18 protein-coding genes and 2 pseudogenes are annotated in these 17,842 nt (G+C 74.0%); 9 read left to right on the forward strand and 11 right to left on the reverse strand.

The window, feature by feature from the left end; genetic code table 11:
- Positions 1 to 674: 674 nt before the first annotated feature.
- The gene (locus tag ACZ38L_RS15590) at positions 675 to 845 is read right to left on the reverse strand and encodes a hypothetical protein (protein WP_465693154.1); all 171 of its coding nucleotides are present in this window, start codon (positions 843 to 845) and stop codon (positions 675 to 677) included.
- A 218-nt stretch (positions 846 to 1,063) separates the two neighbouring features.
- Entirely contained in the window at positions 1,064 to 1,774 is a 711-nt protein-coding gene (locus tag ACZ38L_RS15595) for an NADPH-dependent F420 reductase (RefSeq protein ID WP_465693156.1), read from the reverse strand.
- A gap of 519 nt (positions 1,775 to 2,293) precedes the next feature.
- Between ACZ38L_RS15595 and ACZ38L_RS15600 the strand changes: the two genes are divergently transcribed.
- Together ACZ38L_RS15600 and ACZ38L_RS15605 are read left to right on the forward strand one after the other, a co-directional pair.
- Entirely contained in the window at positions 2,294 to 2,719 is a 426-nt protein-coding gene (locus ACZ38L_RS15600) for a hypothetical protein (protein ID WP_465693158.1), read from the forward strand.
- Between the two features lie 15 nt (positions 2,720 to 2,734).
- Positions 2,735 to 3,598: pseudogene (locus ACZ38L_RS15605) on the forward strand (glycoside hydrolase family 18 protein); the annotation flags it as partial.
- A gap of 49 nt (positions 3,599 to 3,647) precedes the next feature.
- Here the strand turns inward: ACZ38L_RS15605 and ACZ38L_RS15610 are convergent.
- From ACZ38L_RS15610 to gndA, 3 genes are all read right to left on the reverse strand, one after another.
- Positions 3,648 to 3,896 (reverse strand): acyl carrier protein, encoded by a 249-nt coding sequence (locus ACZ38L_RS15610; protein WP_465693160.1) that lies wholly within the window; start codon positions 3,894 to 3,896, stop codon positions 3,648 to 3,650.
- Between the two features lie 140 nt (positions 3,897 to 4,036).
- Positions 4,037 to 4,855 carry a methyltransferase domain-containing protein gene (locus ACZ38L_RS15615; RefSeq protein ID WP_465693162.1) on the reverse strand — a complete coding sequence of 273 codons (819 nt, stop codon included), beginning with the start codon at positions 4,853 to 4,855 and terminating at the stop codon, positions 4,037 to 4,039.
- Positions 4,856 to 4,876: 21 nt separating this feature from the next.
- A complete protein-coding gene (gndA, locus tag ACZ38L_RS15620) occupies positions 4,877 to 6,319 on the reverse strand; it encodes an NADP-dependent phosphogluconate dehydrogenase (RefSeq protein WP_465693164.1) in 1,443 nt (480 codons plus the stop codon).
- 143 nt (positions 6,320 to 6,462) lie between these two features.
- Between gndA and ACZ38L_RS15625 the strand changes: the two genes are divergently transcribed.
- The 3 genes from ACZ38L_RS15625 to ACZ38L_RS15635 are packed head-to-tail and all read left to right on the forward strand — an operon-like array spanning position 6,463 to position 10,123.
- Positions 6,463 to 6,987 carry a PadR family transcriptional regulator gene (locus ACZ38L_RS15625; RefSeq protein WP_465693166.1) on the forward strand — a complete coding sequence of 175 codons (525 nt, stop codon included), beginning with the start codon at positions 6,463 to 6,465 and terminating at the stop codon, positions 6,985 to 6,987.
- Positions 6,987 to 7,733 carry an ABC transporter ATP-binding protein gene (locus ACZ38L_RS15630; RefSeq protein ID WP_465693168.1) on the forward strand — a complete coding sequence of 249 codons (747 nt, stop codon included), beginning with the start codon at positions 6,987 to 6,989 and terminating at the stop codon, positions 7,731 to 7,733. Before ACZ38L_RS15625 ends, ACZ38L_RS15630 begins: the two co-directional genes overlap by 1 nt.
- Complete coding sequence (locus ACZ38L_RS15635; protein WP_465693170.1) at positions 7,730 to 10,123, forward strand: FtsX-like permease family protein; 2,394 nt, start codon at positions 7,730 to 7,732, stop codon at positions 10,121 to 10,123. The genes ACZ38L_RS15630 and ACZ38L_RS15635 overlap by 4 nt, the downstream gene beginning before the upstream one ends.
- 89 nt (positions 10,124 to 10,212) lie before the next feature.
- On the opposite strand, the gene ACZ38L_RS15640 is transcribed toward ACZ38L_RS15635, so the two are convergent.
- Positions 10,213 to 10,368 (reverse strand): hypothetical protein, encoded by a 156-nt coding sequence (locus ACZ38L_RS15640; RefSeq protein WP_465693172.1) that lies wholly within the window; start codon positions 10,366 to 10,368, stop codon positions 10,213 to 10,215.
- Between the two features lie 226 nt (positions 10,369 to 10,594).
- Here ACZ38L_RS15640 and ACZ38L_RS15645 point away from each other — a divergent pair, with 226 nt between their 5' ends.
- The 3 genes from ACZ38L_RS15645 to ACZ38L_RS15655 all read left to right on the forward strand — a co-directional run bounded on the left by ACZ38L_RS15645 (position 10,595) and on the right by ACZ38L_RS15655 (position 12,591).
- Positions 10,595 to 10,879 carry a DUF427 domain-containing protein gene (locus ACZ38L_RS15645; protein WP_465693174.1) on the forward strand — a complete coding sequence of 95 codons (285 nt, stop codon included), beginning with the start codon at positions 10,595 to 10,597 and terminating at the stop codon, positions 10,877 to 10,879.
- Positions 10,880 to 10,973: 94 nt separating this feature from the next.
- Positions 10,974 to 11,708, forward strand: a complete 735-nt coding sequence (locus ACZ38L_RS15650; RefSeq protein ID WP_465693176.1) for a YoaK family protein — start codon at positions 10,974 to 10,976, stop codon at positions 11,706 to 11,708.
- 97 nt (positions 11,709 to 11,805) lie between these two features.
- Positions 11,806 to 12,591 (forward strand): SGNH/GDSL hydrolase family protein, encoded by a 786-nt coding sequence (locus ACZ38L_RS15655; protein WP_465693178.1) that lies wholly within the window; start codon positions 11,806 to 11,808, stop codon positions 12,589 to 12,591.
- 99 nt (positions 12,592 to 12,690) lie between these two features.
- Here ACZ38L_RS15655 and ACZ38L_RS15660 read toward each other — a convergent pair whose 3' ends face one another.
- Both ACZ38L_RS15660 and ACZ38L_RS15665 read right to left on the reverse strand, forming a co-directional pair.
- Entirely contained in the window at positions 12,691 to 12,969 is a 279-nt protein-coding gene (locus ACZ38L_RS15660) for a DUF4190 domain-containing protein (RefSeq protein ID WP_465693181.1), read from the reverse strand.
- Between the two features lie 61 nt (positions 12,970 to 13,030).
- Positions 13,031 to 13,186 (reverse strand): hypothetical protein, encoded by a 156-nt coding sequence (locus ACZ38L_RS15665; protein ID WP_465693184.1) that lies wholly within the window; start codon positions 13,184 to 13,186, stop codon positions 13,031 to 13,033.
- Positions 13,187 to 13,326: 140 nt separating this feature from the next.
- Here ACZ38L_RS15665 and ACZ38L_RS15670 point away from each other — a divergent pair, with 140 nt between their 5' ends.
- On the forward strand, positions 13,327 to 13,986 hold the full coding sequence (locus tag ACZ38L_RS15670) for a TetR family transcriptional regulator (protein WP_465693186.1): 660 nt from the start codon (positions 13,327 to 13,329) through the stop codon (positions 13,984 to 13,986).
- 91 nt (positions 13,987 to 14,077) lie between these two features.
- On the opposite strand, the gene ACZ38L_RS15675 is transcribed toward ACZ38L_RS15670, so the two are convergent.
- The 3 genes and pseudogenes from ACZ38L_RS15675 to ACZ38L_RS15685 form a co-directional block, all read right to left on the reverse strand.
- Positions 14,078 to 14,731 (reverse strand): DUF4360 domain-containing protein, encoded by a 654-nt coding sequence (locus tag ACZ38L_RS15675; protein ID WP_465693188.1) that lies wholly within the window; start codon positions 14,729 to 14,731, stop codon positions 14,078 to 14,080.
- A gap of 797 nt (positions 14,732 to 15,528) precedes the next feature.
- Positions 15,529 to 16,893 (reverse strand): amidase, encoded by a 1,365-nt coding sequence (locus ACZ38L_RS15680; RefSeq protein ID WP_465693190.1) that lies wholly within the window; start codon positions 16,891 to 16,893, stop codon positions 15,529 to 15,531.
- 244 nt (positions 16,894 to 17,137) lie between these two features.
- Positions 17,138 to 17,743 (reverse strand): annotated as a pseudogene (locus ACZ38L_RS15685) (MBL fold metallo-hydrolase); the annotation flags it as partial.
- Positions 17,744 to 17,842 lie beyond the last annotated feature (99 nt).

Raw genomic sequence — 17,842 nt, forward strand, 5'->3', positions numbered from 1 at the left:
CGCCGCGGTCCCCCCCCCCCCCCCCCCCCCCCCCCCCCCCCCCCCCCCACCCCCCACCCCCCCCCCCCCCCCCCCCCCCCCCCCCCCCCCCCCCCGACCTGTCCGGCCCCGACTCGCCGTTCGTCCGGATCGAGTCGCGGGCCTTCACCTGGACCCGGCGCAGCACGCCCGGCGACGCGGCCGCGCTGCTCGGCACCTACAGCGCGGTCATCCTGCTGCCCGCCGACGAACGGCGGGAGCTGCTGGCCGGGGCCGAGCGGGCGCTGCGGGAACAGCACGGGCTCGACGGCGCCGGCGAGATCGACCTCCCGTTCCGCTCCCTCTGCTGGCGTGCCACCCGTTCCGACGGCACCGATGCGTAGCACTCGCCGGACGGCTCCGGCGGCCGGCCTTCTGCCAGGTCCGGGACGAGCCCGGCCTGCCCGGGATGCCAGCCCGGTCGCTTCCGGGTCAGGGCGCGGCTGGAGCTGGTTCTTCGCGTTGGTGGCGAGTGGCGCGCACCGGCCACCGACGCGGGGAGTCAGCTCTCAGCGGGAGTCGGCCCGCGCTCAGCGCTCGATGGCGGAGCGGCAGCGGGCCGCCAGTACCAGGCGCCGCCGGCACCGAGGGCGAGGGCCCCGCCGACCGCCCACGGGAGGGCGGAGCCGGTGGCGTCGGCGCCGGCGCCGGCGGGGTCAACTACTGCCGCCGGCCAGCGTGACGGCGCTCCGCGGGGTCGCCTCCGGGGGCTTGGCGCCATCTGCGGTGACGGGGTCACCCCCGGCGGTGGGCTGCCGCTGGTCACTGGCGGGAGCCGGTCCGGCGTTGCCACCGGTGGGGCCGGTGACGTCCTGCGACGTGGTCACGGCGGGGACGAAAGCGCCCTGAAGCGTCCTGGCGGCGGGCGTGGTGGCGCCGTGGCCGCCGCCGGACGGCCGCCGCCAGTCGGCCGCGGGGGCGGGGGCGGGGGCGACGCTGCCGCCGGTGGGGGCGGCGACGTCCTGGGACGTGGCGGGGGTGGGCCCACCGCCGTCCAGCCGCGCCCACGCCCGCCCGCGGGCGAACCCGCGTCCTGGGTCCCGGGTCAGCTCCTGGGCAGGTCGCGGTAGCGGCGGGCGGCGGCGAGAGCGGCGCGAAGGGTGGCGGCGTCGGCGCTGGCGCCCGGGTCGTCCGCGGAGACGGCGGCACCCTGCGGATTCTTCGCATAGGGGACGCCGTAGGCGGGGGTGTCCCGCTGGAAGCGCCATCCCTCGGCCAGCACCCCGGCGTCGACCACGTCGAACCCCAGGGCGTCCAACAGTTCCGTGGCGGCCGCCTTGGCGGCGTCGTCGTCACCGGCGATCGGCAGGGCGGAGCGGTCCGCGGCACCCGCCGGGCGGGCGAGCGCGACCAGGTGCTTGAAGTAGATGTTGTTGAACGCCTTGACGACCCTGGCGTCCACCAGGTGCTGCTGCAGCAGCTCAGCGGTGGTGGTCTGCTCCGCGTCGAGTCGCGCGATGCGCCCGTCGCGCTCGGGGTAGTAGTTGTTGGTGTCGAGCACGACCTTGCCGGCCAACTCGGCCACCGGCACCTGGCGGTAGTTCTTCAACGGGACGGTCACCACCACCCAGTCCCCGGCCGCCGCGGCCTCGGCGGCGGTGGCCGCCCGGGCCCGCGGGCCGAGCTCCGCCACCAGCCCGGACAGGGTCTGCGGTCCTCGGGAGTTGCTGAGCATGACGTTCAGCCCGGCCGCGACGCCGAGTCGGGCCAGGGTGCTGCCGATGTTGCCGCTGCCGATCAGCGCGAGAGTCTTCATGGCTGGGGGAACGAGCGCGGACCGCGGCGGTATTCCAACCTCCGGCCCGGGGACCGGACTTCCCCTCCCGCGGAGGACACCAAGGGCGGCCCCCGTTCCCGGGGGCCGCGTGGCGCGTTGCTACCGGGCGGACCGCCTGAGCGGCCTGACGAGCCGGATGATGAGGCCGATCAGCATGATTCGTCTTCCTTCTCGTGGTGGTGTTCCGTGACCGTGGGGTGCTCTCCACGCTAGGGGTGCGCCCTACCGGACACCTCCGTCCGTGGGTTGACTCCGGGTGGAGAGCAGGTGGAGACGGCCCCGAGCAGTGCCGGGATCCCTCACCGGCCGGAGCACCGGGGGTGCACGGCCAGCAGGTCCGCGGCCGGCGGTGCCCGGGCATTGACCCGGCGGGCGGCGGACTGTACCTTCCCCGCCATTGGTCTATGCCAATATCGCGCCGCCTCGCCGGGCGGACCCTGGTGAGCGCCGACTCCCGTACCGCTGAGCCTTCTTGAGACGTCCCGCCAAGGAGAGTCCGTGTCAGCGATTCGTCGCTCCCCCGTCCGCAGTGCCGGCGTCACCACCGCGGCGGCGGCCTGCGTCCTCGCCCTGCTGGGCGCCGCCCCCGCCGCCACCACCCACCCCGGGGCCGACCAGAAGCAACTGACCGGCCACTTCACCCAGTGGGGCATCTACTCCGGCTTCCTGGAGAAGAACCTGGTCACCAGTGGTGCCATCAAGCGCCTCACCGAGCTGGGCTACGCCTTCAGCGACATCTCCCCGGACGGCCGGTGCGGCAGCGGCGACTGCTGGGCCGACTACCAACGCCCGTTCAGCGCCGACGAGTCGGTCGACGGCAAGGCGGACCGGCCCGGGCAGGCGCTGCTCGGCAACCTCGACCAGCTGCGCGAACCCAAGGCCGCGTACCCCAGGTTGAAGATCGTGATGTCGATCGGCCGCTGAGCCTGGTCCGGGCGGTTCTCCCAGCTGGCCGCCAGCGCGGCCGGCCGGCAGACGTTCGTCTCCTCCTGTGTGGACCAGTACCTCGAGGGCGACCTGCCGGGCCTCCCCGCGGGCGCGGCGGCCGGCATCTTCGACGGCTTCGCCATCGACCGGGAGTACCCGGCCGAGCCCGGCGACGGCAGCCCCCACGACCCACAGGACACCCGGGACTACACCGCGCTGATGCGGGAGTTCCGCCACCAGCTGGACGAGGCGGGCGCACGGACCGGCGAGCGCTACCTGCTCACCGCGAACACCTCGGCCAACCCGACGATGGCCGCCGAGCAGCAACTGCGCGAGGTGGCCAGGGTCGTCGACTGGTTCAACGTGTTGACCTTCGACTACCACGGCAGTTGGGAACCCACCGGCCCGACCGACCTCTCCTCGGCGCTGTTCCAGGACCCGCGCGACCCGAACCCGCCGAACAACCGGTTCACCGTGGACCAGGCGGTCAGGTACTACGAGAGCCGGGGCGTCCGCCCCGACCGGATCGGCCTGGCCGTGCCCTACTACGCCCACGAGTGGACCGGGGTCGCCCCCGGTCCCGCCGACGACGGTCTGTTCCAGGCAGCGACGGCGGGAGCGAGCGAGACCCCGGAGTACAACCAGGTGATCACCGCCCCGGGCCGGACCTACTGGGACCCGCTGGCGGACGAGCCCTACAAGTACGACCCGGCCACCGGCACCTTCGCCACCTACGACGACCCGGCTTCGCTCCGGATCAAGGGCCGGTACATCCGGCAGCAGGGCCTGCGCGGCACCTTCGTCCGGTCGCTGGACGGCGACACCGCGGACGGCAGCCTGACCGCCTCCCTCGGAGAGAGCCTGAACGGGCACTGAGCCCGCCGGGACGCCGTCGGTGTGAGCCGCGCGACCGGACCGGTCCGGCTCACAGCTTCCCGGCGATCGCCTCGGCGAGGTCGCCGACCGTCCGCAGCCGGCCGGTCTGCGCGTCGGCCAGCGTGACCCCGAACTCCGACTGGACCCGGCCGTAGAGCTTGTCGAGGCCCTGCGGATCCAGGCCGAGGTCGTCGGCGAACCGGGTGGACAGCGCGATGTCGCGGGCCGCGTGACTGGAGGTGCGGGCGACGGTGTCGATGAGCTTGCTGGTCTGCTCGATGGTCAGCTCGGCGGCCATGAGTGCGGTTCTCCGTTCCTCGGCAGACCCGGGGCATCTGCGGCGACCGGGCCCGGCCTGGTGCGATGTCACCGCCGAGCGTAGACGCGAACCGGGCCGGCGGCAGGTTTTGACCGGCCGGCCCCGGCGCGCCGCCCCCGCTACTCCCGCCTGCCCCAGGCCGTGATCAGCGGCGAGGTGGTCAGGTCCAGCCGGCCCGCCGCGACGGCGGCCAGGTGCTGCTCGATCTCGGCCTCGGTGGCCAGGCCGCGCTCGACCAGCTGGGCACGGACCTGGCGGACGGTGGCCGACTCCAGCACCGCGCAGGCCGGCGAGGTCACCGGGAAGTACGCCTCGGCCCGGACGTCCGCCAGCCCGGCCCCGCGCAGCAACCGGGGCAGCGTGCGCCCGTACCCGAGGTCGGCGCCGCGCTCGGCCAACAGGGTGCGGAACCCGGCCCGCAGGCGGTTGGCCAGCCGCTGCTCGGGACCGTACTCGTCGAGGCAGATCAGCGGCTGTAGGGCCGGGTCGGCGTCCTCCAGGACCAGCACGCCGCCCGGGCGCAGCGCCTCGACCATGGTCCGCAGGGCCCGCTCCCGGTCGGCCACGTGGACCAGCACCAGCCGGGCGTGCACCAGGTCGAACGGACCGGTCGGCGCCGGGTCCGCCGCGACGTCGTGGCGCAGCACCTCGACCCGGGGGTGCACCCGGTCACCGGCCAGCCAGCCGGTGTCCAGGTCGGTGGCGACCACCCGCCCGGTCGGGCCGACCCGCTCGGCCAGCCGGTTCGGCAGCTCGGGCCCGCCCGCGCCCACCTCCCAGCAGGCCCAGCCGCTGGTCAGCCCGGCGTCGTCGAGGTGGCGCAGGGTCCACGGGTCGAAGAGCTCGGCGAGCGCGACGAAGCGCTCACCGGCCTCGTCCTGCCGGTTGTCGAGGAGGTAACGCTGCTGTTCGGGTCGGGTCCCGTGCTGGTCGGTCACCCCACGATCATGCCGGATCCCTCAGCGCTCCTGCTCACTGCGGTCGCCCGCCCAGAGCGTGTGGAAGGTGCCCGGCCGGTCCGCCCGCTGGTAGGTGTGCGCGCCGAAGAAGTCCCGCTGGCCCTGGATCAACGCGGCCGGCAGCCGGTCCGCCCGCAGGCTGTCGTAGTAGGCCAGCGCGGTGGAGAACCCCGGTGCGGGCACGCCGAGTTGCGCCGCCGTGGAGACCACCCGGCGCCAGGCGCTCTGGGCCTCGCCGAGCGCCTGGCGGAAGTGGTCGTCGGTGAGCAGGGTGGGGCGGTTCGGGTCGGCGTCGTAGGCGGCCTTGATCCGGTCCAGGAACCGGGCCCGGATGATGCAGCCGCCGCGCCAGATGGTCGCCATCGCGCCCGCGTCGACCTGCCAGCCGTACTCGGCGCTGCCGGCCTGGATCTGCTGGAAGCCCTGCGCGTAGGCGACCATCTTGGAGGCGTACAGGGCCTGTTCGACGTCGGCGGCGAAGCGGTCGGCGGCGGCGCTGTCCAGCCAGGTCTCGGTCGGCCCGGGCAGCTCGCGGCTGGCCGCGCGCAGCTCGACGCTGCCGGAGAGCGAGCGGGCGAACACCGCCTCGGCGATCCCGCTGACCGGGACGCCGAGTTCGAGCGCGGTCTGCACGGTCCACCGACCGGTGCCCTTCTGCTCGGCGCGGTCCTGGACCACGTCGACGAACGGGTGGCCGGTCGCGGCGTCGGTGTGCGCCAGCACCTCTGCGGTGATCTCGATCAGGTACGACTCCAGGCGCCCCCGGTTCCAGGCCCGGAACACCTCGGCGATCTCGCCGGGCTGCCGGCCGGCGCCGTGCCGCAGCAGGTCGTAGGCCTCGGCGATCAGCTGCATGTCGGCGTACTCGATGCCGTTGTGCACCATCTTCACGAAGTGGCCGGCACCGTCCGGGCCGACGTGGGTGCAGCACGGGGTGCCGTCCACCTGGGCCGCGATGGACTCCAGCAGCGGGCCGAGCACCTGGTACGACTCCTCGGTACCGCCCGGCATGATGCTCGGCCCGTTCAGCGCGCCCTCCTCGCCGCCGGAGATCCCGGTGCCGACGAAGTGCAGCCGCCGCTCGCGCAGCGCGGCCTCGCGCCGCCGGGTGTCGAGGAAGTGCGCGTTGCCGCCGTCCACCAGGACGTCGCCGGGATCGAGCAGTGGCGCGAGTTCGTCGATCACCGCGTCGGTCGGCTCGCCCGCCTTGACCATCACCACCACCCGCCGGGGCCGCTCCAGCGCGGCGACGAACTGCTCGGTGGTGGTGGCCGGGACGAAGTCGCCCTCGTGCCCGAACTGCTCGACCAGGTCGTTGGTCCGGGCGACGGTCCGGTTGTGCAGGGCCACCCGGTGGCCGTGCCGGGCGAAGTTCCGGGCCAGGTTGCGTCCCATCACGGCCAGTCCGGTGACACCGATCTGTGCCTGAGCCTGCTCGGTCATGACGGCCCTCCTGGGTGACGAGTGGGTGGCTGGGCGACGGGGCTCCGGCTCCAGCCTGCCGCGATCGCCGGGGCGCCGCACCCCAAGGGTCGATCCGGCGCTTCTATACACTCGATGTATACACGCTGTGTATAGTCACTATCATGTCACTGGGCCACACCATCCTCGGACTCCTGGAGTCCCAACCCCGGCACGGCTACGACCTCAAGCGCGCCTATGACGAGCGCTTCGGCCGCGGCCGCTCGCTGCACTACGGGCAGGTCTACGCGACCCTCTCCCGACTGCTGAAGAACGGCCTGGTCGAGGTCGAGGGCACCGAACCGGGCGAGGGTCCGGAGCGCAAGCGCTACGTCATCACCGAGGCCGGGATCACCGACGTCTCGCGGTGGCTGGACACCCCGGAGAGCCCCGAGCCCTACCTGCAGAACACCCTCTACACCAAGGTGGTGCTCGCACTGCTGACCGGCCGGCCGGCCACCGAGCTGCTGGACACCCAGCGGGCCGAGCACCTGCGCCACATGCGCGAGCTCACCCGGCGCAAGCTGGCCGGCGACCTGGTCGACCAACTGGTCTGCGACCACGCGCTGTTCCACCTGGAGGCGGACCTGCGCTGGCTCGAACTCACCGCCGCCCGGCTGGACGAGCTGGCCGCGGAGGTGCATCGCTGATGGTCGCCTTCCGCACCGCCTCCGCCCCGTCGACCTCCGCCGGCGCCCAGGAGGACGGCGCCCTCGAGGACGGCGCCCTGCTCACCGCGGTCGGCCTGCACAAGGCCTTCGGCCCGACCCCCGCACTGAACGGCGCCGCACTGGCCGTCCGGCCCGGCGAAATGCTCGCGCTGATGGGCCCATCCGGCTCCGGCAAGTCCACCCTGCTGCACTGCCTGGCCGGGATCGTCCGGCCGGACCGCGGCAAGGTCGGCTACCGGGGCCGCGACCTGACTAGCATGTCCGACACCGAGCGCAGCGCGCTGCGCCGCGGCGACTTCGGCTTCGTTTTCCAGTTCGGCCAGCTGGTACCGGAGTTGAGCTGCCTGGAGAACGTCGCACTGCCGCTGCGGCTGAACGGACTGCGCCGCCGGGCCGCCCACCAGCGGGCCACGCACTGGCTGGAGCGGCTGGAGGTGGCGGACCTGGCGGCCAAGCGGCCCGGCGAGATCTCCGGCGGCCAGGGCCAGCGGGTCGCGATAGCCCGGGCCTTGGTCACCGAGCCGGCCGTGCTCTTCGCCGACGAGCCCACCGGGGCGCTGGACTCGCTCCAGGGTGAGCGGGTGATGTCGCTGCTCACCACGGCCGCCGGGGCCAGCGGGACGGCCGTCCTGCTGGTCACCCACGACGTCCGGGTGGCCGCCTACGCCGACCGCGAGATCGTGCTGCGCGACGGACGGACCCGTGAGCCGGGGGCCGACCGGTGACCGTCCCCGTGGAGCGATCCGCCCACCGCCCGCCCCGTGCCGGCGCCCGCGGGCGGGCGGCCCGGTGGACCACCGAGCTGGGCCTCGGACTGCGGCTGGCGGTCACCGGCGGCCGGCACAGCCTGCTCCGCACCCTGCTCACCGCACTGGGGGTCGGGATCGGCGTGGCCACCCTGCTGCTCGCCACCTCGTACCCCACCGTGCGGCACCAGCGCGACGACCGGCTGCACGCGCTGGAAGACCTCTTCGACGCGCCGTCGAACGTCCCGCGATCCGACCACAGCCTGCTGCTCAGCGACGTCAGCACCAGCTACCACGGCCGCGAGGTGCGCGGGCGGGCCCTCCAGCCCGAGGGGCCGAACGCCCCGCTGCCGCTCGGCGTCACCCACTTCCCCGGCCCCGGCGAGATGGTGGCCTCCCCCGCGCTCGCCGCGCTGCTCCGCGCACCGGACGGCCGACTGCTCCAGCAGCGGCTCGACCACCCGATCGTCGGCACCGTCGGCCCGGCCGGGCTGTCCGGCCCCGGGGACTACTCGTACTACGTCGGCAGCGCGACGCTGGCCGGGGATCCGGAGGCGGTACGGCTCGACCACTTCGGCGGGGATCTGCCGCACAAGCCGCTCGACCCCGTGCTGGCCCTGCTGACCCTGACCGGGGTGGTCATCCTGCTGACCCCGGTGGGCGTCTTCCTGGGGGCCGCGGCGCGGTTCGGCGGCGACGCGCGCGACCGACGGCTGGCCGCACTGCGACTGGCCGGCGCGGACCGGGCCGGCACCGCGCGGATCGCCGCCGGCGAGTCGCTGGCCGGCGCCCTGCTGGGCCTCGCCGTTGGCCTGGTCCTCTTTCTGATCTGTCGTCAACTCGCCTGGCACGTCACGATTCAGGGCCTCAGCGTGTTCCCGGGTGACCTGCGACCGCAGCCGCTGCTCGGCGCGCTCGCGCTGGCCGCGGTGCCGGCGCTGGCGGTGGTGGTCACCCTGCTGGCGATGCGCCGGCTCGCGGTCGAGCCGCTCGGCGTGCTGCGCGGCACCCGGCCCGGCGGACGCGGTCGGGCGCGCCGGCTCTGGTGGCGGCTGCTGCCGCCGCTGGCCGGCATCGCGCTGCTACTCGCCCAGCGCGGCCGGGACGCCGGCTTCGGCGGCGGCGCGACCAGCACGCTGCTGCTGGTCACCGGCCTGCTGCTGCTCCTGGTCGGCGCCACGCTGCTGCTGCCGAGCCTGCTGGCGCCGGCCACCCGGCTGCTGCGCGACGGCCCGCCGGCCTGGCAGCTGGCCATCCGGCGGATCCAGGCCAGCCCCGCCACGGCGGCCCGCCCGGTCGCCGGGATCGTGGTCTCGGTGGCCGGTGCCATCGCGCTGCAGACCCTGCTGGGCGGCATCGCCAACGACGGTGCCCGGCCCGCTGGTTCGGCCGGTCAGGGTCAACCCGGGCTGCTGGTGGCCGACTTCACCGGCCACGGCGATCGGGCGGCCCGGTACGCGGACGCCTTCCGGCACACCCCCGGGGTCGAATCGGCTCTCGGCTACAGCGAGTTCGCCGTACTGGGCGAGCGACCGGACGATCCCGACATCCCGGTGGTGGCGGCCGACTGCGCGACGCTGCGCGCCTTCGGCAGCATCACCGACTGCGCGGACGGCGACGTCTTCACCGCGGCCGGCCCGACGGACCCGGCCAACTCCCCCACCGCCGCGGGCCGAACCGTCCGGGTGCGCGACTACCAGGGTGACCGGACGAGTTGGACGGTTCCGGCGGCGCGCGCCACGGTGCGGCTGCTGCCGGACCCGACCAGGCCGTGGGCCCGCCCCGGCGGCGGCACCCTGCTGGCCACTCCGGCCGCTCTGCCAGCCGCGCTGCTGGCCGGGCGGTCGATCACCGTGCGGCTGGAGAGCGTCGATCCGCACAACGCCGACGCCCGGGAGGTGATCAACACCACCGCGTTCCGGCTCGATCCGCAGAGCCGCATCGGTGACCCGTTCAGCAGCGCGCCGGACCCCTCGCTCACCGCGATCCGACACGGACTGACGGCGAGCACCGCGGTGCTGCTGCTCCTCATCGGGATCAGCATGCTGATCGGTCAGGCCGAGCAACTCCACGAGCGCAGGCGAGCGTTGGCGGTCCTGATGGCGTTCGGCACGCGACGCGCCACGCTCGGCTGGTCGCTGTTCTGGCAGAGTGCGCTGCCGGTCACGCTCGGGCTGCTGCTCGCCGTGGCGGCGGGCACCGGACTCGGCGCGGCCCTGCTGAACCTGGCCCACCTGCCGATCTCCTTCACCTGGGGCGACATCGCCACCATGGCGGGCTCCGGTGCGGCGACCGTCCTCCTGACCACCGCGCTCGGGCTGCCGATGCTCTGGCGGCGAGCCCGGCCCGAGGGTCTGCGACACGAGTGATCCACCACAGCGACCGAGCGTCACCGCCGCGAGCCCAACGGGCTCGCGGCGGTGACGCGTTCGTCCGCTCGGGCGTTGCCCGTCACAACTCAGCCCCGGCCGCGCGGCGCGGCGTGCCGGCCCGTTGGGCGTCCGCGCCGGCGGCGGACCGGGGAGTCGACGCCGGTCGGGCCCGACCCGAGGCCGGTGCTCAGCGCCGCCGCGAGCAGCAGCGGGGCGATCAGCAGGAGCAGGGTGAGGGTCATGGCGCACCTCGTCCGGTCGTGGGCGATCGGGTCGAGGTGGAGTCTCGCCCGGTCGGCGCGGCCGGAACCGCCCGTTCGGCCGCGCGGTGAGCACGATCACTCGCCGGGCGGAGCGCCTTGGCGGCAACCGGCCGCAATGCCGTCCCGTCCGGGTGAACAGCCGTGACCCGCGCCCGGCCCGCCCGGAATGCTGGAGCTGGGACGCCCGGTGCGTCAGACTGGCGTGATGACCACTGCGCACTGGAACGGCAAGCTCATCGCCGAGAGCGACGACACCACGGTCGTCGAGGGCAACCACTACTTCCCGCTCGCCGCGGTCCGGGCGGAGTACCTGGAGACCTCCGACACCACCACGGTCTGCCCGTGGAAGGGCACCGCCAGCTACTACTCGGTGCTGGTCGACGGCAGTCGCAACACCGACGCCGCCTGGTACTACGCCGACCCCAAGCCGGAGGCCGAGCAGGTCCGCGGCCGGGTGGCCTTCTGGCGCGGTGTGGAGATCCGCCCCTGACCCGCCGGGCGCGCCGGATCCCGGCCCACCCCGATCACCGGACCTAGGGTTTCCTCCGGCGGCGACCGAGCCGGCCGCCGGAGGGAGCACGGGCGTGCGAGGACTGTTGCGAGGTGCCTGGCGGACCGTCGTCCCCGCGCCGGACGACCCACACGGCCAGCTGCCGCCACTGCTGCTCGGCCTCACCGTGACCTCCGGCCTGGTGGACGCGGTGAGCTACCTGCTGCTCGGTCAGGTCTTCGTCGCCAACATGACGGGCAACGTGGCCTTCCTCGCCTTCGGCCTGGCCGGTGTTCCCCAGTTCTCGCGCAGCGCCACGCTCACCGCGCTGGCCGGTTTCGCGCTGGGTGCCCTGCTCGGCGGACGGCTGATCAGTCGGGTTCCGCACCGCGGGCGGGCGATGCTGCACGGGGTGTTCCTGGAGACCGTCCTGGTGGCCGCCGCGGCCACGCTGGCCGCCGCCGGCCCGGATCCGGTCACCGGCCCCGCCCGGTACGTGGCCACGGCCGTGCTGGCGGTGGCGATGGGCTTCCAGAACGCCATGGTCCACCTGCTGGGCGTGCCCGACCTGACCACCACCGTGCTGACCCGCACCATGACCGGGGCGCTCGCCGACACCGGGGCCGGTCGGAGCCGGGCCGAGCAGACCGGCCGACGGCTGCTCTCGGTGCTGGTGCTGCTGCTCGGCGCCACCGCGGGCGCGCTGGCCGTCCGCCACCTGAACCGCCAACTCGCCCTGGCGGCACCCGCGGTCATGCTGTTCGCCATGACGCTGGCCGCCGCCACGGGCGCCGCGCGCTCCCGGGAGGACTGGACGCGGGTGCGCTGACCCGGCTATTCCCGAACCGTGCGTGGCCAATGTCACGCTCCGCCACCCGTCACCTACGGTGGCGTAGGTCACTTGAGAAGGTGAACTATTTCGTTCCATGGCTGACCTACTGGAGACCTCTGACCTCATCACCTCCTACGTGGCCCTCGGGGACAGTTTCACCGAAGGCCTGAACGACCCCAACCCGGACGGCACGTTCGGCGGTTGGGCCGACCGGCTGGCCGGGATGCTCGCCGAGGGGCAGCCCGAGGGCACGTTCCGCTACGCCAACCTCGCGGTCCGCGGACGGCTGCTGGACCAGATCGCCAGCGAGCAGGTCCCGCAGGTCCGCCGGATCGCCCCCGACCTGGTGACCTTCTGCGCGGGCGGCAACGACATCCTGCGCCCGGGCAGCGACCCGGACGAGGTCGCCGAGCGGTTCGAGGCCGCGGTCGTGGAACTGCGCGGGGCGGCCGGGCGGGTGCTGATCTGCACCGGGTTCGACACCCGGGACGTGCCGGTGCTGCGCCACCTGCGCGGCAAGATCGCCACCTACAACGTCCACCTGCGCGCGATCGCCGACCGCAACGACTGCGCGGTGGCCGACCTCTGGTCGCTGCGGACGCTGCGGAGCCGCCCGGCCTGGAGCGAGGACCGGCTGCACCTCTCGTCCGAGGGGCACCAGCGGGTCGCGCTGCTCGCCGCCCGGGCGCTGGGACTGCCGACCTCCGACGACCCGGCCGCGCCGTGGCCGGACGAGGCCGCCCACACCCCGGCCGAGCAGCGGCGGGAGAACCTGGCCTGGGCGCGCGACTACCTGCTGCCCTGGGTGGGGCGGCGACTGCGCGGCGAGTCCTCGGGGGACAACGTCGAGGCGAAGCGGCCTGAGCTGCTGCCGCTCTGACGCGGTGCCCGGCGGGCCGGAACGGCGTGCTGCCCGGTGCGATGACAGTCGCTCCGGGCGGCACGAACTCTTCTTTCCTGGAATCGGCCTGACGTCACGTCAGTGACCGAACCGCCAGATCATTCCGTGACTGGAGACCACGGTCGCGGCCAGCACGACCAGATCCGCCACGCCGAGGGCCAGCCCGAGCAGGGCCCGGCCGCGACGGCCAGTGCCCCGGGCCAGTGCCAGCGAGCCGAGCGCCAGGGCCAGTGGCCCGAGCACCAGGTTGAAGAGCAGCAGGCCGATCAGACCCAGCACGAACGAGGCGACGGCCATCCCGTCCGCCTCCTGGGCCCGTGCGGGGAGCGGCTGCCGAGTGGGCGTCAGGGCGTTCATCCGAGGCTTTCCTCTCCTTGCGAGTGCGGTACTTCGACAGCGGGAGCCTTCGCGGCACGGCTCAGCGGCGGCGCAGCCGGGCCAGGCTCTCGCGCGCCCCGAAGAGCAGCAGCCAGGCCGAGATGGCCCCGGCGGCGGCCAGGAAGACCGACAGACTGGTGTGCGCCGCGGCACCCAGCAGGACTGCCATGGCGACGATGGCGACGAGGAAGGACATCTGCGGGCCTTTCGGGACGGGCCGACGACGGGGCGACTACTGGGCCGAAGCCGAGGGACGAACAGTTCAGCTAACAACTGTTCGCTGACTTCTCCACTCTACGCTGGCCAAAGTCGGCAAACAGTTGTTTACTGAATGACGTGAGTCACACTTCCTCCCCCACCCCGGCCAGCGGCCCCACCCCTGGCACCCGGCAGGCGCAGAAGGAGCAGAGCCGCCGCGCCCTGCTGGACGCGGGCCTGCGGCTGCTCGAGCACCAGAACCTCAGCAGCCTCGGGGTGCGTGAGGTGACCCGGGCCGCCGGCCTCTCCCCCGCCGGCTTCTACCGGCACTTCCGCGACCTGGACGAACTGGGCGTGGTCCTGGTGGGCGAGTCGCTGCGGAGCCTGCACGAGATGATCCGCTCGGTGCTCGCCGGGGAGGGCGGGGCGGCCGAACTGATCGACCGCAGCATCGAAGTGATCGCCGCTCACGTACGGGAGCACCGCTCTCACATTCGCTTCCTGGCCCGCGAGCGACACGGCGGCGTCCAACCCGTACGGGCGGCCATCACCGCGGAGCTCGACGCCTTCACCACCGAGGTGGCGACGGCTCTCGGCACCCAGCCGGCGAGCGGCGACTGGAGCGACTCCGACCTGCGAATGCTGGCCGGACTCTACGTCGAGCACCTGGTCGCCACCGCCGCCGCCTTCCTGGAGGCCCCCACCGACCAGCCGGAGGCGGCCCGGCGGATCGCCGACACCGCACGCGACCAGCTGCGACTGATCAGCATCGGCCGCCGCCACTGGACCCGCGCCTGAGCCGAGGCCGTATCGGGCGAGGCGGATCGCGGCTCGCCGGTCGACGAGTCGCGATCCGCCCGGGGATCCGTCACCTCACCTGCCCCGCGGGTCAGTGCGGGCAGGTCTCCCACGCCAGGTGGTAGATGGTGGTCAGACTGCCGTCGATCGAGTCCATGGTCATGAAGCTGGTGGTGCTGCTCGGGTCGGAGCTGCCGGCATTCACGATCAGTTGGGTGTTGATGTTCAGGTTGCGGGTCTCCCCGCAGGGCGCGAAGACCAGCGAGGCGACACCCGTGGTGTCGGTGGCCTGCCAGTCGTCGTCCAGCGGGCCGGCGAAGGAGTGCGAGGCGGTGGCGGTCTGCGGCTGGCCCTGGAAGTAGTAGTTGGCCCGCTCGACGCCGGTCGCGCCGCTCGCCAGCGAGGCGTAGCCCCGGTAGTCCGCCTCGGCGACGGCGTAGGTGAAGCCCTGCGGGGCGTTCACCTGGACGTCCAGCTGACAGTTCTTGCGGAAGTCGGTGGGCAGCGCGCCCACGCCGACCTGGGCGAGGTAGTCGCTGTAGGTCACGGTGAAGGCGGTGTCGTCCGGTGACACGGCGACCGCCGCGGTCCCCGCCGGGCAGCCGGATCCGTTGACGCTGACCAGGCCGACGGTGAAGCCGCCGGGCGGGGTGACGTCGGCGGGCCGCGCGGAGGCGGTGCTGCTCAGGCCCGATGCGGCGAGCAGGGCCGCGGCGGCACCGGCGACTGCCAGAGTGCGGAGCATGTGGGTTTCCCTTCGGGGGGATGACAGAGCCTCGGCTCGGCCAGCTTTTGGCGGGTTCATGACAATCAGGGGACTGGGAGCGCCGAGGGGGGCCACACTAGGCCCAGCGCGCTGCCGTGGGCAGTGCCACTTCCGGCCATTGCGACGACCGAGGAGAACCCTTGGCCGTCCTACTGGTACAGACCTCTTGCGGGCCGGACCCGGGCCCGCAAGACTCCCCCGTAGTCGCCCGGTCCGGGCCGCGCCCCGCCGACCAGACGTCAGTCGGCAGCACACACCACGCACCACCCCAGGAGTTCAGCACCGAGCGAAGGAGCGAGCGGATGCGCAAGCGTTGGAGAGTCCTGGCCGAGGCGGCACCGACGGGCAGGGTGCCGGGCCTCGGAGTGGCCGTCCCCGCCCCCACCGTGCCTCCCGGCCCCCGGCTGACGCACGTCTGAGTGCCCTACGGATCCCGGCCGGTCGCAGCCGGCCGGCTCGGGGTCCCCGCACGGCGGCAGGTCCGTCGGGCGGGTCGGGCCGGGCCGGCCCCACACCCGCGCCTGACGCACCGCGCCCTACTCCGGCCACGGGTCCTGCGGGAAACGGGCCGACACCAGGTGCGGGAAGGACGGAATGCCCAACGCCACCCACACCTGCCAGGGGACCGCCAACTCCGCTGGCACCATGAGTGATTCGGCCACGGCGCAGGCCGGTTCACCGCTCAGCGGCGCGGCCGGCTCCGGCGCCCGCACCACCTCGGGGGCAGAAGACCACGTCCGCTATGGCCAGGCCACCGGGCAACGCTTCGCCGCCCGTCAGGCTCCGCCACCGGTCAGTGGGACCGGGCGGGGCCAGGAGCGGCGGGGTTCGAGGGCGGCGGCGAGGCGGAGCAGGCGTTCCTCGCCACCGGGCGGGGCCACCAGCTGGACGGAGAGCGGGACACCCTGGCGGGGGTGCTCGCCGGCGGGGAGGGCCAACGCCGGCCAGCCGGCCAGGTTCCAGGGGTGACTGAACGGCGCGTAGCGGATGTTGGAGACCAGGTTGGCGCCCCAGCCGCGGGTGTGCCAGGCCACCGCGGGCGGCGCGGTGCGCGCCAGGCTGGGGGTGACCAGCACGTCGTGGTGGGCGAAGAACTCGGCCAACCGCTCCTGCCAGCGCAGCCGTTCGCGTTCCCGGACCAGCCCGGCACGGGCGACCAGCCGGCCAACGGCGACGTGCCGACGGGTCGGAGCGGTGAGCAGCCGGGCGTCCAGGGTGGCCGCGTCGGCCGCCGGGCCGGCCAGCCAGCGGGCCACCGAGGCCGCGCCCAGCCAGGCCGGGTACGGCGGTTCGGCCCGGGTCACCCGATGTCCGGCGTCGGCCAGCAGGCGTCCGGTGGCACGCACCGCGGCGACGTACGCCGGGTCGACGGCCAGACCCGGGGTCGGGCAGTTGCCGGAGAGCGCGATCCGCAGGCCGTCGCGTGGACCTGACTCGTCCGCCGGGTCGAGGCCGGCCAGCACCCGGTACAGCAACCGGGCGTCCGCGGCGGTGGCGGCGATCGGTCCGTTCTCGGTCATCCCGAACCAGCCGTCCACCCCCACCTCGGCCGGCACCGCGCCCCGGCCCGGCTTCAGACCGAGCACCCCGCAGTTGGCGGACGGGATCCGGATCGAGCCCATGCCGTCGTTGCCCACCGCGATCGGCACCATCCCGGCCGCGACCGCCGCCGCGCTGCCGCCCGACGAGCCGCCCGCGCTGCGGGCGAGGTTCCAGGGATTGCGGGTGATGCCGTAGACGCTGTCGGTGGTGCCGAAGACGCAGAGCTCCGGCACGTTGGTCAGACCGACCAGCACCGCACCCGCCGCCCGCAGGCGCTGGACGGTGGGGTGGTCCGCGGCGGCCGGGCGGTCCGAGGTGGCGGCGGAGCCGTTGCGGTTCGCCTCGCCGGTGACCGCCAGGTTGTCCTTGACCGCCACCGGGACGCCGGCCAGCGGCAGCCGCTCCAGGTCGGGACGGTCGACGAGGGCGGCCGCCTCGGCGAGCGCGCGGTCGGCGGTGACGGTCCGGAACGCGCCCACCCGGCGGTCGAGTGCGGCGATCCGGGCGAGATGCTCGGCGACCACCTCGGACGCCGTCACTTCGCCGGCCCGCACGGCCGCCGCGATCTCCCCGGCACTCCGCCCGACCCAGTCCGCCATCGGTCCCGCCTCTCGCCCAGTACCTGATCCCGCTACCCGACTCGCCGCCAACGGCCGTCGGAGCCTAGCGGGTTCCGCCGTCACCTTCGAGTGCCAAGGGCCTGCCGTCCCCCGTACTCCGGCGGTGGGTCGCGGTCCGACCTGCCGCGTTCGCCCGATCCACCCGGGGTGAGCACGATCCGGTTCGACTCGGCGGGGTCCCGGCCCAACTCGGCGATCGTGCGCGGCGGCGGAGCGGGGTGGGTCACCAGCGCACCGCGGTGAAGTCGATCGGTCGGGGTGAGAGTTCTCCGGTGCGGCCGGCCAGGTCGTGCATCCGGCGGGCGAACTCGTCGGCAGGCAGCCGCTTGCGGTCGCCGTGGCCGGGCAGCAGCCACTCGAAGCGCACCCGCGGTGCCGTACGGACCAGCGATGCGGCCAGTTCGGTGATGGAGTACCAGGTGACCGACTCGGCGACGGCGATGTCGCCGGCACTCCGGGACCAGTAGAAACTGTCACCGCTGAAGCAGTAGGTGTCGTCGGCGAGGTACAGCACGCTGCCCTCGGTGTGTCCGCGCAGCGGGTGTACCGTCACGCCGTCGGCGATCTCGATCGGTTCGGTGCCCCGCAGAACGCTGTCGGCGTCTGGCGCGGCGGCCAGGTCTCCTTCGTGGATCCACAGGCGGGCGCCGAACCGGTCGGCGTATTCGCGGCCGTGCGCGGCGTGGTCGCGATGGGTGAGCAGCACGTCGGTGATCGGGCCGAGGGCGGCGTACTTCGTGGCCAGGGCGGAACTCCAGCGCGGCGTGTCGATCATCATCAGGTTTCCGGCCGGCCGGCGCAGCAGGTAGGAATTCGCGCCGGCGGTGTGCGGCCAGGGCTGATGCGTTCTCAGCTCGTGAGACCGAGCAGGTCGAGCGCGTGATCGGCGTGTGACCGGTAGTGGTCGGTCGCGGCAGCGATGTTGGTC

This window comes from Kitasatospora sp. NPDC024654 (genome assembly GCF_055559155.1).